16 protein-coding genes and 1 riboswitch are annotated in these 11,989 nt (G+C 63.4%); of the genes, 9 read left to right on the top strand and 7 right to left on the bottom strand.

What is annotated here, in order from left to right; translation table 11 throughout:
* Positions 1 to 94: 94 nt before the first annotated feature.
* Positions 95 to 195, bottom strand: a riboswitch (glycine riboswitch).
* Between the two features lie 97 nt (positions 196 to 292).
* Positions 293 to 835, bottom strand: coding sequence for a hypothetical protein (locus ACODSP_RS15735; RefSeq protein WP_488966514.1), 543 nt, complete (start codon positions 833 to 835; stop codon positions 293 to 295).
* A gap of 164 nt (positions 836 to 999) precedes the next feature.
* Here ACODSP_RS15735 and ispH point away from each other — a divergent pair, with 164 nt between their 5' ends.
* Entirely contained in the window at positions 1,000 to 1,971 is a 972-nt protein-coding gene (ispH, locus tag ACODSP_RS15730; protein ID WP_488966513.1) for a 4-hydroxy-3-methylbut-2-enyl diphosphate reductase, read from the top strand.
* Here the strand turns inward: ispH and ACODSP_RS15725 are convergent.
* Complete coding sequence (locus ACODSP_RS15725; RefSeq protein WP_488966512.1) at positions 1,940 to 2,383, bottom strand: type II toxin-antitoxin system VapC family toxin; 444 nt, start codon at positions 2,381 to 2,383, stop codon at positions 1,940 to 1,942. The genes ispH and ACODSP_RS15725 overlap by 32 nt on opposite strands.
* The gene (locus ACODSP_RS15720; RefSeq protein WP_488966511.1) at positions 2,383 to 2,640 is read right to left on the bottom strand and encodes a type II toxin-antitoxin system Phd/YefM family antitoxin; all 258 of its coding nucleotides are present in this window, start codon (positions 2,638 to 2,640) and stop codon (positions 2,383 to 2,385) included. Before ACODSP_RS15720 ends, ACODSP_RS15725 begins: the two co-directional genes overlap by 1 nt.
* 149 nt (positions 2,641 to 2,789) lie before the next feature.
* Here ACODSP_RS15720 and ACODSP_RS15715 point away from each other — a divergent pair, with 149 nt between their 5' ends.
* The gene (locus ACODSP_RS15715; protein ID WP_488966510.1) at positions 2,790 to 3,566 is read left to right on the top strand and encodes a glycosyltransferase family 2 protein; all 777 of its coding nucleotides are present in this window, start codon (positions 2,790 to 2,792) and stop codon (positions 3,564 to 3,566) included.
* Positions 3,567 to 3,694: 128 nt separating this feature from the next.
* Complete coding sequence (locus ACODSP_RS15710; protein ID WP_488966509.1) at positions 3,695 to 4,684, top strand: TerC family protein; 990 nt, start codon at positions 3,695 to 3,697, stop codon at positions 4,682 to 4,684.
* A 136-nt stretch (positions 4,685 to 4,820) separates the two neighbouring features.
* Here the strand turns inward: ACODSP_RS15710 and ACODSP_RS15705 are convergent, their stop codons facing one another.
* Together ACODSP_RS15705 and mutY are read right to left on the bottom strand one after the other, a co-directional pair.
* Positions 4,821 to 5,504 carry a DUF1194 domain-containing protein gene (locus tag ACODSP_RS15705; RefSeq protein ID WP_488966508.1) on the bottom strand — a complete coding sequence of 228 codons (684 nt, stop codon included), beginning with the start codon at positions 5,502 to 5,504 and terminating at the stop codon, positions 4,821 to 4,823.
* 278 nt (positions 5,505 to 5,782) lie between these two features.
* The gene (gene mutY, locus ACODSP_RS15700) at positions 5,783 to 6,898 is read right to left on the bottom strand and encodes an A/G-specific adenine glycosylase (RefSeq protein WP_488966507.1); all 1,116 of its coding nucleotides are present in this window, start codon (positions 6,896 to 6,898) and stop codon (positions 5,783 to 5,785) included.
* On the opposite strand from mutY, the gene ACODSP_RS15695 reads away from it, so the two are divergent.
* The 3 genes from ACODSP_RS15695 to ACODSP_RS15685 are packed head-to-tail and all read left to right on the top strand — an operon-like array spanning position 6,897 to position 8,048.
* A complete protein-coding gene (locus ACODSP_RS15695; protein WP_488966506.1) occupies positions 6,897 to 7,370 on the top strand; it encodes a DUF721 domain-containing protein in 474 nt (157 codons plus the stop codon). The genes mutY and ACODSP_RS15695 overlap by 2 nt on opposite strands.
* Before the next feature lie 32 nt (positions 7,371 to 7,402).
* Positions 7,403 to 7,699: a toxin-antitoxin system TumE family protein gene (locus tag ACODSP_RS15690; RefSeq protein ID WP_488966505.1), complete on the top strand. Its 297-nt coding sequence runs from the start codon at positions 7,403 to 7,405 to the stop codon at positions 7,697 to 7,699.
* Positions 7,686 to 8,048 (top strand): HVO_A0114 family putative DNA-binding protein, encoded by a 363-nt coding sequence (locus ACODSP_RS15685; RefSeq protein WP_488966504.1) that lies wholly within the window; start codon positions 7,686 to 7,688, stop codon positions 8,046 to 8,048. The genes ACODSP_RS15690 and ACODSP_RS15685 overlap by 14 nt, the downstream gene beginning before the upstream one ends.
* A gap of 89 nt (positions 8,049 to 8,137) precedes the next feature.
* On the opposite strand, the gene ahpD is transcribed toward ACODSP_RS15685, so the two are convergent.
* Positions 8,138 to 8,671, bottom strand: a complete 534-nt coding sequence (gene ahpD / locus ACODSP_RS15680) for an alkylhydroperoxidase, AhpD family (protein ID WP_488966503.1) — start codon at positions 8,669 to 8,671, stop codon at positions 8,138 to 8,140.
* Between the two features lie 249 nt (positions 8,672 to 8,920).
* On the bottom strand, positions 8,921 to 9,460 hold the full coding sequence (locus ACODSP_RS15675) for a peroxiredoxin (protein ID WP_488966502.1): 540 nt from the start codon (positions 9,458 to 9,460) through the stop codon (positions 8,921 to 8,923).
* A 152-nt stretch (positions 9,461 to 9,612) separates the two neighbouring features.
* Between ACODSP_RS15675 and ACODSP_RS15670 the strand changes: the two genes are divergently transcribed.
* The 3 genes from ACODSP_RS15670 (at position 9,613) to ACODSP_RS15660 (ending at position 11,986) form a co-directional block, all read left to right on the top strand.
* On the top strand, positions 9,613 to 10,533 hold the full coding sequence (locus tag ACODSP_RS15670) for a LysR substrate-binding domain-containing protein (protein ID WP_488966501.1): 921 nt from the start codon (positions 9,613 to 9,615) through the stop codon (positions 10,531 to 10,533).
* 86 nt (positions 10,534 to 10,619) lie between these two features.
* Positions 10,620 to 10,985 carry a hypothetical protein gene (locus ACODSP_RS15665; RefSeq protein WP_488966500.1) on the top strand — a complete coding sequence of 122 codons (366 nt, stop codon included), beginning with the start codon at positions 10,620 to 10,622 and terminating at the stop codon, positions 10,983 to 10,985.
* 329 nt (positions 10,986 to 11,314) lie between these two features.
* Positions 11,315 to 11,986 carry a TerC family protein gene (locus tag ACODSP_RS15660; RefSeq protein ID WP_488966499.1) on the top strand — a complete coding sequence of 224 codons (672 nt, stop codon included), beginning with the start codon at positions 11,315 to 11,317 and terminating at the stop codon, positions 11,984 to 11,986.
* The last annotated feature ends 3 nt before the right edge of the window (positions 11,987 to 11,989 follow it).

The raw sequence follows: 11,989 nt of genomic DNA, 5'->3' as shown, positions 1-11,989 counted from the left end.
CCCCTGAGAGATTCGCGGCGCCATTCGGCGTCCACTTACTCCGTCGGTGGGCTGTCGGCCCGGTGAACCGGACCCGCCTGCTTTCCAGATGTGCCTACCCTTCGCGGTCCTTTTGCCTGAGAGTTTCCGGGGGCGGTTGCTCCTTCGGCGCCGTTGGCCTGTTTCCAGGTTACCGGTCTCTCCCGCATGGGGTCTTCGGCTGAACGGCGCCAAACTACGCTTTGCGGCGCTGCTGTCAATGCAAACTCGTGCAGGGCAATGCCGCGCGGGGGGATGCCCCCGCGCGATGGGCTTACCGGCCTTCGTTGCTGTTCCGGTTGGCCGCCACCTGTTCGGGCGTCAGCTGGAACCCGACCAGCACCTCAAACCAGCGGGCATCCATGGTCTTCGGCACGGGGATCACCTGGGTCAGGGTCTCCTGCGTGTCACTGCCGACCGTCACGCTGGTGGTGAAGGTCTTCTTGGATAGGATGTTGCGGTTCGGGTCGGTGACGGCCACGAAATAGGTGACGGGGATGGTACCGCCCGACGCACCCTCATTGGCCCGCGCCGTGATCATCACATTGGCAGCGATGGTGACGGACGTGTCGTCATAGCCGCAATTGGCCAGGATGCCCGACAGGATGGCCACGCCCTGATCGGTGCGTAGGGTTCCGGCATCACGCAGCACGCCGACATTGGGGCAGCCGGCGGCCATATGGTCGTTTTCGGCGCATCCGGCCAGGGCCAGCATACCCATGCCGGCAAGGGCGGCCAGGGTCCAGCGGCGGGCTTCTTTCCTGACGTGCAGAACCGGGCTATGGTTGGGCCGGGTGGTCATCATGGGGCTGGTCATCAAACGTCCGTTCACTTCCATTCACCGGGACATGAATGGGCGGCGACCATGTCAATTGAATGGCACCTTCCCACACGCCGGGTTGCGACAATATAGGTGGGCACCCAGCCGCGCAAGCGTGGCACCCGGCACTGACACGTATCGACAGGGACACCCCCATCATCATGTCCGACATTATCGCCCCCTCCGCCCCGCTTCCGCCCCTGCATGTGCTGCTGGCGGCCCCGCGCGGCTTCTGCGCCGGGGTGGACCGGGCCATCCAGATCGTGGAAACGGCGCTGAAGAAATTTGGCGCCCCCGTCTATGTCCGGCATGAGATCGTGCACAACCGCTTCGTGGTTGAAAGCCTGGAGGCGAAGGGGGCGGTGTTCGTCAAGGAGCTGGATGAGGTGCCGGACGACCGGCCCGTCGTCTTCTCCGCCCATGGCGTGCCCAAGGCCATCCCCGCCGAGGCGCAGCGCCGCAACATGATCTATGTGGATGCCACCTGCCCGCTCGTCTCCAAGGTGCATCGCGAGGCCGAGCATCATCACGAGGCCGGGCGCACCGTCCTGCTGATCGGCCATGCCGGCCATCCGGAGGTGGTGGGGACTATCGGCCAGTTGCCGTCGGGTGCTGTCAAGCTGGTGGAAACGGTGGAGGATGTGGCGGGCCTGGTGGTCGATGATCCCGACAATCTGGCCTTTGCCACCCAGACCACCCTGTCGGTGGATGATACCGGCGCCATCGTTGACGCCCTGCGTGACCGCTTCCCCAGCATTTCCGGGCCGAAGCGGGAGGATATCTGCTACGCCACCACCAACCGCCAGGGCGCGGTGAAGGCCATCGCCCCGCGCGCCGATGCGCTGCTGGTACTGGGCGCGCCTAATTCATCCAACTCCGTCCGGCTGGTGGAGGTGGCGCGCGCCCATGGCTGCACCCGCGCCATGCTGGTGCAGCGCGCGGCCCAGATCGACTGGGACCGCCTGTCCAAGGTCCGCACCCTGGGTATCACGGCGGGCGCATCCGCCCCGGAGGTGCTGGTGGATGAGGTGCTGGCGGCCCTGCGGGAACGGTTTACCGTGACCGTGGAGGAGGTGGTGACCGCCACGGAGAATGTGATCTTCAAGTTGCCGAGGATTCTGGCGGCGGAGTAATCCAGGGGTTGGTGAGATCGGCACCGGTGGCGGCGAAGTCGGCGATATTCCGGGTAACAACAGCCATGCCGTGAACCAGGGCAGTGGCAGCGATCAGCGCATCACGGTCGTTGCGTGGATCGGGAACATGCATACGGGCGCAGCGCACGGCGATGACGTCATCAATCGGCAGCGTGCGTTTCGCGAATTCCGGACGCACGACAGTGTCGAGCCATCGGCGCAGAACTGTCGCCTGAGCCGGATCTCGTCTCTCCACCCGCAGAATGCCGATCTCCAACTCCATCAAGCTGATGACGGAGATGTAGAAGCTGTCGGCATCGTGGCGGCTCACCCATGCCACAACGTCCGGGTCCGCCTTTCCGTCACCAGCCTTGCGCAGTTCGGAAAGAACATTGGTATCCAGGACAAACATCAGGACAGATCGACGGACTGAGACGGGATGCTGGCTTTCAGGGGGGCGAATTCGATGTCCGCCAGACCGCGCATGGCCAGCGCATCGACGAGATTGCGGCCCCGACCGCTGGTCAGCCGCTGATACTCGGCGTAGGACAGCAGGACAAAAGCCGGCTTGCCACGATCTGTGATGACCACCGGATGCTGCGTCGCTGCGCGTTTCGCCTTGCCTACATCCTGGTTCAGCTCACGGCTGGATACGGTCGTTATCGCCATGCTTCACCTCTCTGTGACATTGTACAGATGTTACTACAAACCCCGCGCCGCGCCAAGGATGGGCGATCTGCCCAAGGCTGCGAGCTGACAAGGGTCGGAACAGGTGGCCTGGATGGGTGGGGGCCGCGCGGATATGCTATATACCCGCCATGTCCGACAAACTTCCCCTCTCCGTCTTCATCATCGCCCTGAACGAGGCCGACCGCATCGGCCCCGTCATCCTGTCCGTGCGCGACTGGGTGGATGAGGTGTTGGTGGTGGATAGCGGTAGCAGCGATGGCACGCCGGAACTGGCCCGGTCACTGGGGGCCAGGGTCATCCACAATGACTGGCCCGGCTATGGCCCGCAGAAGCGTTTTGCCGAGGAACAGTGCCGGCATGACTGGCTTTTGAACCTGGACGCGGACGAGGTGCCGGAACCCGCATTGGAACCGGCGGTGCGGGCACTGTTCGCGGATGGACAGCCAGGATTGCAGGGCTATCGCATCCGCACCATTATGACCCTGGCCGGACAAAATAGGCCCCACCGGTTCGCGCCACGGCACAATTACATTCGTCTCTATGACCGCCGCCATGGCCGTTTCGCCGACAGCGCCACCCATGATGCCGTGGAAATGCACAGCGGTCGGGTCGGCGCCCTGTCGCCGATCATCGCGCATTATTCCATCCGCCATCATGGCGACCTGATCGCCAAGCTGAACCGTTATTCCACGGCCCAGGCGGAGGAGATCGTGGCGCGGGGCAAGGGCCGACGGTATGGGGCCTTCCGGGCCATGACGGAATTTCCCGTCAATCTGTTCCGGTATTTCTTCCTCAAGGGCTATTGGGTGTTCGGCCTGTATGGCCTGGAACTGGCCGCCATCATCGCCTTCTTCCGTTTTGCGCGCATTGCGAAGGTGCGAGAAATTTTGCGCCGCCCCTCTTGAAGGCCTGAAAGCCCATCCTAAATCTGCGGTCATCCGGGCCCCTCTGGCAGCCAAGGCGTTGGCTGCGATGTCGGATAGAACCCTCGTCGCTGACGCAAGCACTCGGCTGATCCCAAGGAGGCGCTCCCATGGAGCTTCTCGCCTCGATCATGCTTGAGCCGGTTCTGGGCAAGGCCCTCTGGCTCTGGCTGGTTTTCATCTCCATCGTCATCGCCCTTCTGGTCTTTGACCTGGGCGTGCTCAACAAGAACGACCACGAAATCGGCGTGCGCGAAAGCCTCGTGCTGTCCGCGCTATATATCGCCATCGCGGCTGCCTTTGGCGGCTGGGTCTGGTGGTATCTGGGCCCAACGCCGGGCATGCAGTATTTCACGGGCTTTGCGCTGGAAAAGGCGCTGGCCATGGATAACGTCTTCGTTATCTCGCTGATTTTCGGCTATTTCGCCATTCCCCGCCTGTATCAGCACCGCGTGCTGTTCTGGGGCATCCTGGGCGTGATCATTTTGCGCGGCATCATGATCGGTCTGGGTGCGGCCCTGGTGACGGAATTTGACTGGCTGCTCTATATCTTCGGCGGCTTCCTGATCCTGACCGGCGTGAAGATGCTGTTCATGGGGGACAAGGAACCCTCCATGGAAGACAATGCCATGGTCCGCTTCCTGCGCCGCCGTATGCGCGTCACGGATGAACTGCACGGCAACGCGTTCTTCGTGAAGCAGCCGGACCCCAAGACGGGCAAGGTGGTGCGTTGGGCCACGCCCTTGTTCCTGGCCCTGCTGATGGTGGAATTCGCGGACATCGTGTTTGCGGTGGACAGCGTGCCCGCCATCTTCGCCATCACGACCGACCCGTTCATCGTCTATACCAGCAATATCTTCGCCATCCTGGGTCTGCGCGCGCTCTATTTCGCGCTGGCCGCCATGGTCCACCGCTTCCACTATCTGAAATACGCGCTGGCTGTGGTGCTGGTCTTCATCGGGGCCAAGATTTTCTGGAACCAGCTCTACGGCAAGCTGGACCCCGCCATCTCGCTGTCCGTGACCTTCGGTCTGCTGGCGGCGGGCGTGCTCTACTCGCTGTACAAGACACGCGGTCAGTCGGTTGAAAAGCAGGCCTGATCTGAAGACAGGCCGGGGTGGGTATCAAACCCCGCCCCGGTTTTGTTTCGGGGGTTCGTAGCGCGGATTAGCGAAGCGTAATCCGCGGACAGCCCGGCGCCGTCGCTCCGCGGATTACGGCTCCGCCTAATCCGCGCTACACCATCTCCGTCACCAGCTTGCCCAGCAGCACATTGGCAAAGCTGTTCAGGTCATTGGCCGTGCGGACGAACGACCCGCGTCCGGCGATGACATTTTCCGCGAAATAGCCTTCCAGCCAGTCATACTCGTTCAGGATGGCCAGACCATTGACGGTGACATTGGCCCCGGCGGCATAGCCACGGGCCGAACGCGGATCGACGCCGGCATTGCTGAACCCGTTCGACACGATATCCAGGGTCCGTTTCTCGGTGTGGTAGGGGGCAGCGTCCAGCAGGGCCACGGCCTGCACCACGGCACTGCCCAAGGCCGTGGACCCGCCCATGAATACGCCGGGGGCGGCATCGATGGTGGCGGCAAAGCCCTCGCAATCCAACCCGGATTTCAGCACCCGCCAGGGCACCAGGGTGGTCAGTGTCTCCGGCCCCGCAAACTGTGCCAGCATCACGGCGATGCCATTGCCGCCTGACCGGGATATGGCTTCCTCCACGGCCTTGTGGCGGAAGGCGGCGGCGTGGCCGCGCAACTGGAAATCCAGCAGACCCCGGTCAATGCTGGCCGAGGCGTCGACGGCCAGGACCAGGGCCGCATCCACGGTGGGCAGGGCATTTGCCGTCAATGCCGGGGCCGCCGGCAGTGCTGCAAGACCGGCCAGCAGGGAGCGGCGTGAAACAAGGCTCATTTGCGGCTCAGGGCCTCCGCCCCTGCAAAGTGTGATCGCTTCATATGCTGTCATTTGAAGCGTTACTCGCACGACAGACTTTGGGGTTTCAGGGCATGGTCTTTCTAACTCATTGAAACACATAGACTGCCTCCCCGGCGAAGGCCGGGGCCCAGGGGCCAATCGCCCGACCTATCAGCAGTGTCGATCAACACAGCTTCGAGGTTTTAGCCTGTGACCCCTGGGCCCCGGCCTGCGCCGGGGAGGCAGATTTTCTCAAGCTCACCATTCCCTCAATGTCACGCCCCCTTGATCAGGGCGTGACGCAGTATCTTCATCATGACGGTGGGCAGCGCCTCATCGCCCAGCGCGTCGGGCGCCACCCAGATCAGGTCCGTCCCGCCGCCGGCCCCGGCTGCCTGTCCCGCCACCACTGTAATTTCGAACTCGAAATGGGTGAAAGTATGACGGACCGGACCGGGCAGCAGCTTCCAGTCGATGCCGGCCAGGGGCGCATGCGGGCGTGATGCCGCCAGGGTCGGCATGGGTGCCGCTTCCCACGGGGTCGTCGGCACCTCCATCATGCCGCCCAGCAGCCCCTTTTCCGGTCGGCGGCGCAGCGCCACATGCCCGCGCGCATCGGTCAACACGAAGGCCAGCGCCCGGCGGGTGGGTTTGGCCGCCTTGGCCGTCTTGGCGGGCAGGTCGTCGGCGATGCCCTGCTTGCGCGCCTCGCAAGCCGCCGTCCAGGGGCACAGGATGCAGCGCGGCTTGCGCGGGGCACAGATGGTGGCGCCCAGGTCGAACAGGGCCTGGGTGTAATCGCCGGGTCGCCGGTTGGGCACCAGGGATGCTGCATGGGCGCGCAGGATGGGCTTTGACCCCGGCAGCGGATCGGTGACCGCATGCAGCCGCGCCATCACCCGCTCGACATTGCCATCCATGGCGGTCGCGGGCTTGTCAAAGGCGATGGCCATGATGGCGGCCGCCGTGTAGGCCCCGATGCCGGGCAGGGACAGCAACCCCTCTTCGGTATCAGGGAAACGTCCGCCATGCTGGCCGGCCACCGCGACGGCGCATTTATGAAGATTACGGGCGCGGGCATAGTATCCCAGCCCCGCCCAGGCGCGCAGTACATCATCCAGATCGGCGGCGGCAAGGTCGGTGACGCTGGGCCAGCGTTCCAGGAAATTCTGGAAATACGGCCCGACGGTCGCCACCGTCGTCTGCTGCAACATGATCTCTGACAGCCAGACACGGTAGGGATCGGCCACTTCCCCCGGTGCGAACCGCCAGGGCAGGATGCGGCGATGCCGGTCATACCAGTCCAGCAGCAGGCCGGGCAGGCCACCAGACTGGTCAGGTGTCGTCTGATCTGCTTTGATACCGGTCTTCGGTAATGAACGGACAGCCATGAACAGCCCCAGTGGTTTCGGCCCGCAACGCCTTGGACGTACATTGAATGCCGTCGCCGGCAAGGCCCTGGGCAAGGACGGCATGGCCTTCGGCGCGCTTCTGACCGACTGGGCCGCCATTGTCGGCGGGCGCCTGGCCGAACAGACATCGCCCCTGAAACTGGCCTTCCCCGCCGGGCGGCGGGAGAATGCCGTGCTGCATGTGCGGGTGTCCAGTGCGGCGGCCCTGCTGGTCCAGCATGAAGAACCGCAGATCCTGGAACGGATCAATTCCTTCATGGGCTATCGCGCCGTGGCGCGGCTGAAACTGGTGCATGCAGGGCCGGTCTTGCCGCAGAAAAATTATGCGATGAAGCCGGTGAAGCGTCTGGACCCGGTCAAGGAACGCGAACTGACCACGGCTGTCGAACCCATCGAGAATGAAGAACTTCGCGCCGTGCTGGAACGGCTGGGCCGGGCGGTGGTGGGGTAGCGCTTATGTGATTGTTGGCGTACAATGCCAACATGGACGCGAAGCTGGTAATTCGGCGGCGATTGACCTTCGCTGACCGCGATTTTGCCGAAATGGTGGTTTGGGCCCTGCCGACGCCGGTGCCACCGACCATACACGGGTTCAAGTATCGGCTTGTCTACATTGTCGATGGACAGCGGGTGTTGGGCTTCGACAATGAACGTGGCAAAGGGGACCACCGTCATGATGGCGAGTTGGAATCCCCTTATCAGTTTCAGGGTATCGACCGGCTTCTGGCCGACTTTGTCGATGCTATCGAAGCGTGGAGGACGGCGCATGGAAAAGACTGACATCCGTGTCGGAGCCAGCCTTCGGGAGGCGGCGGCAGAGGTGGCTGGTGCATGGAAAAGCGCCGCTGCTGGTCAGGCCGAATCACCAAGCGACCGTATTCTGTTCCGCGATTGGGATGCGCTTTACGCCGTGCTGACGCCAAAGCGCATGGAATTGCTGCGCCATCTGCGGGCGGAGCCGGCGGATAGCCTGCGCGCCCTGTCCCGCGCCCTGAAACGCGATGTGAAGCGTGTGCATCAGGATGTTGCTGCCCTGATGGAACTGGGCCTGATCACGCGGGATGAAACGACGGGGCAACTGTCCAGCATGGTGGATGAAATCACCTCCACCATCCGCATCGCCGCCTGAAAACAAAACGCCCCGGCACCAGAGGGCACCGGGGCGTTTGCGCGGACTGGGTTCCGTGGATTACGCTTTGCTAATCCGCGCTACGGACCTTACGACGCCAGCGCGTCCTCGGCGTCCAGGACGGTGGCGACGGCGTGGATGACGGCGGCGATGCGCACGACATCCTGCACATTCTCCTTGGTCGCGCCCTTCTGGATCACTTCATGCTCATGCGCGTCGATGCACATGCCGCAGCCATTGACGGCGCTGGCGGCCAGCGACCACAGCTCGAAATCGACCTTGGACGCGCCGGGATTGGCGATGATGTTCATGCGCAGCCGCGCCGGCATCTTGGAATATTCCTTGTTATCCGCCAGATGCACGAAGCGATAATAGATGTTGTTCATGCCCATGATGGCGCCAGCGGCCTTGGCGGCCGTCAGGTTCTGGGAGTCCAGATGTGCGGCGGCATCGGCCACGATGGCCTTCGTCACTTCCGCATTGCGGCTGGCATAGGCGGCGGCGATGGCCGTACCCCAGGCCTGCAGCGGCGACAGGGAAGAGGTGGTCAGCACCGAACCCAGGTTCAGCTTCAGATCCTTGGCATAGTCGGGCAGGCGCGACTTCAGCGCGTCGATGGACATGGTTTCATCTCCGGTCGAGAGTGGACATGGCGTCGGGCGCGGCGCGGAAGGGCCGATGCGCGGGACGGTCGGTTTTGAAAAAGGTGCCGGCGCCCGTCAGCAGGGGCAGCCTGGATCACCGGGGCGGCATGCCGCCGGAATGGGGCCCCTTCGCCCGGGAGTTTGGGGGGAGGGCGAGGGGGTAAATGGGCGCCCCGTTGGATCGGGGGGATCAGGGCGCCCATCCGTCAGAGATCAGCGATCAGGAGATCAGCCGACCTTCAGGACGTCCTCGCCCTTCTGCCAGTTGCAGGGGCACAGTTCGTCGGTCTGCAGGGCGTCCAGCGTGCGCAGCACTTCCTGCACATTGCGGCCGACCGACAGGTCATGCACGGAAGCGAAGCGGATGATGCCTTCCGGATCGACGATGAAGGTGGCGCGGAGCGCAACGCCCTCGTTCTTGTCCAGAACGCCCAGACCGGCGGACAACTCGCGCTTCACGTCGGCCAGCATCGGGAACGGCAGGTCCTTCAGGTCGGCATGGTTCTGGCGCCAGGCCAGGTGCACGAACTCAGTGTCGATGGAGGCGCCCAGGACCTGGGTGTCGCGGTCGGCGAAGTCGCCGTTCAGCTTGCCGAAGGCGGCGATCTCGGTCGGGCACACGAAGGTGAAATCCTTCGGCCAGAAGAACACGACCAGCCACTTGCCCTTGTAGGTGTCGTTGTTGATCGTCGTGAAGGCCGACTTGATGTCGGTAGAAACGGTGGCCTTCAGGTCGAAAGCGGGGAACTTGTCGCCAACGGTCAGCATAGGTGCAACTCCACTTTATTAGGTTGGTTAATGGTGCGGTGCCAGGAACAGGCCCCTGCCGATACAGCTATCGGCTTGAGGCGTCGCTGATATGAGTGCATTGCGGTGCAAAATCCAATCGCATCTTCCGACTGCCGTCATAGGATGAACCAATGAACACGGCGAACATCACCCTTCGGCAGTTGCGTTATCTGGTGGCCCTGGCCGACACGCTCCATTTCGGGCGTGCCGCGTCGGCGTGCCATGTGTCACAGCCTTCCTTGTCTGCGCAGATACAGCAGCTGGAAGAAATGCTGGGCGCCGCCCTGGTGGAACGCACCAAGCATCGCGTGCTGCTGACCCCGGCGGGCGAGGATGCGGTGGAACGGGCGCGGGTGATTCTGGGCCAGGTGGACGATTTGTCACAGGCCGTCCGCGCCTCTGGCCGGCCCCTGTCGGGTGCCCTGCGCCTGGGCGTGATCCCGACCAGCGGCCCCTATCTGCTGCCGCGCGTTCTGCCCGACTTGCGCACCGCCTACCCGGACCTGAAGCTTTATCTGCGCGAGGATATGACGGAACGGCTGCTGGACCGTCTGCGGGCGGGCGACCTGGACATGGCGCTGCTGGCCCTGCCGGTGACGGAGCCGGGGGTGGAGCTGCTGCCGCTTTACACCGAACCCTTCCTGGTCGCCATGCCGCGCGGCCACCGCCTGGACAATGCCGAAACGGTGGAGGAGGGGGAGTTGAAGGACGAGACCCTGCTGCTGCTGGAAGACGGCCATTGCTTCCGCGATCAGGCGCTGGATGTCTGCGCCCTGTCCGGCGCCGCGGCGGGGGATGGGTTTGCCGCCACCTCGCTGGCCACCCTGGTGGAGATGGTGGCGGGCGGTCTGGGCCTGACCCTGTTGCCGGCCCTTGCCGCCCCTTCGCTGGCCTCCAATGACCAGATCGGCCTGCGCCGATTCGCCGATCCGGTGCCGACGCGCACCATGGCCCTGGTTTGGCGCCGGGGCAGCCCGCGCAGCGGTGACATCCGGCGGCTGGCCGACCTGATTATCAAGCATCTGCCGGACGGCGCGCAGCCGGTGCGATAAACCGGGGCTTGCCGCCGCGCGCGACTGTGCCCATTCTATGGTGACTGTTCCCGGTAACGGGGACGAAACCTGCCCGGAAGCGACGCGTGACCATCGACCGGTTACTTGTCCTGTTGCTGAGCCTGTCTTTCCTGCTGCTGGCCCCGCCGGCGGCAGCCGATAGTGCTGTCCAGCTTCCGGCACCGGTTGTCCTGACAGAACAGAAGGGTTCCGACCCGGCGCCCGACCCTGTCAGTCCTGACGATCCCGGCCTTTTCGTCATCAGTGCTGCGCCAGAGGCACCGCTGCCCACGGGCACCGATGATGCCGGTGGCCAGGACGGTCTGGCCCTGCCGGCCCTGTCCAGCCTGCCGCGCCTTGCCGCCGCAGATCCAGAGATGATGCCCGCCGGACTTTCCGGCGCAGGGCAGGCTTGTGCCCATCCCTGGTCTACCGGTCCGCCCCGCGCCTGACCGTGTCCGCCTGTCTTTAGACAGCATTCCTTTTTTTATTACTCCAAAGTAACTTGAATCCATTCATTTCAATGAATGGAAATGCATTTACTTTGCCATTCTATAAGTATTCAAGAATGTCGATTGTTACGAATACTGAAAATAATGTTTGACAATTTGGTGTCTGTGGCCGATATCTGCAGCGTCCTGTCATCATTCATGCAGGATCCAACTGCCAAGACTTGAAAACCCGCCCTTGTCTTTACAGGGGCGGGCTTTTTTGTTCCCCATCGCCAGCTGCCGCCCGCCCGTGTTAGAACGGCGGCAAATAAGCGAAGGGGTTTTCGCACATGGACATGTTTTTTGAAGTGTCGTTCTGGAACGCGCTTTGGCAGGTGATCCTGATCGACATCGTGCTGGCCGGCGACAATGCCATTGTCGTGGGTCTGGCCGCCGCGGGCGTGGCAGCGCAGCAGCGGGCGAAGGTCATCTTCTGGGGCATCGCAGCCGCCGTCGTGCTGCGCATCATCTTTGCACTGTTGACCACACAGTTGCTGGCCATCGTTGGCCTGACCTTGGCGGGTGGCATTCTGCTGCTCTGGGTCTGCTGGAAGATGTGGCGTGAGATTCGCCAACATAAGCAGGAAATGCTGGGTGCGGAGGTCGCGGACGAGGCCGTGAACCCCGGCGACGCCAATCCCGGTGCCGAGGCCCTGCCGCCGAACGGCACCAAGACGGTGCGTCAGGCCATCGTGCAGATCGTCATCGCCGACGTGTCCATGTCGCTGGACAATGTGCTGGCGGTTGCCGGCGCGGCGCATGAGCATCCCGAAGTGCTGATCCTGGGTCTGGCCCTGTCGGTGGCCTTCATGGGTGCCGCCGCGACGGCCATTGCAAAGCTGCTCTCGCGCTTCCACTGGATCGCTTATATCGGTCTGGCCGTGATCTTCTATGTCGCCATCAAGATGATCATTGACGGCTGGCAGCAGGTGCAGCCGGTTGTACAGGGTTACCTGGGCTGATCA

This window comes from Niveispirillum sp. FG156 (assembly GCF_057809555.1).
This window is presented reverse-complemented; position numbering and strand designations above follow the sequence as displayed.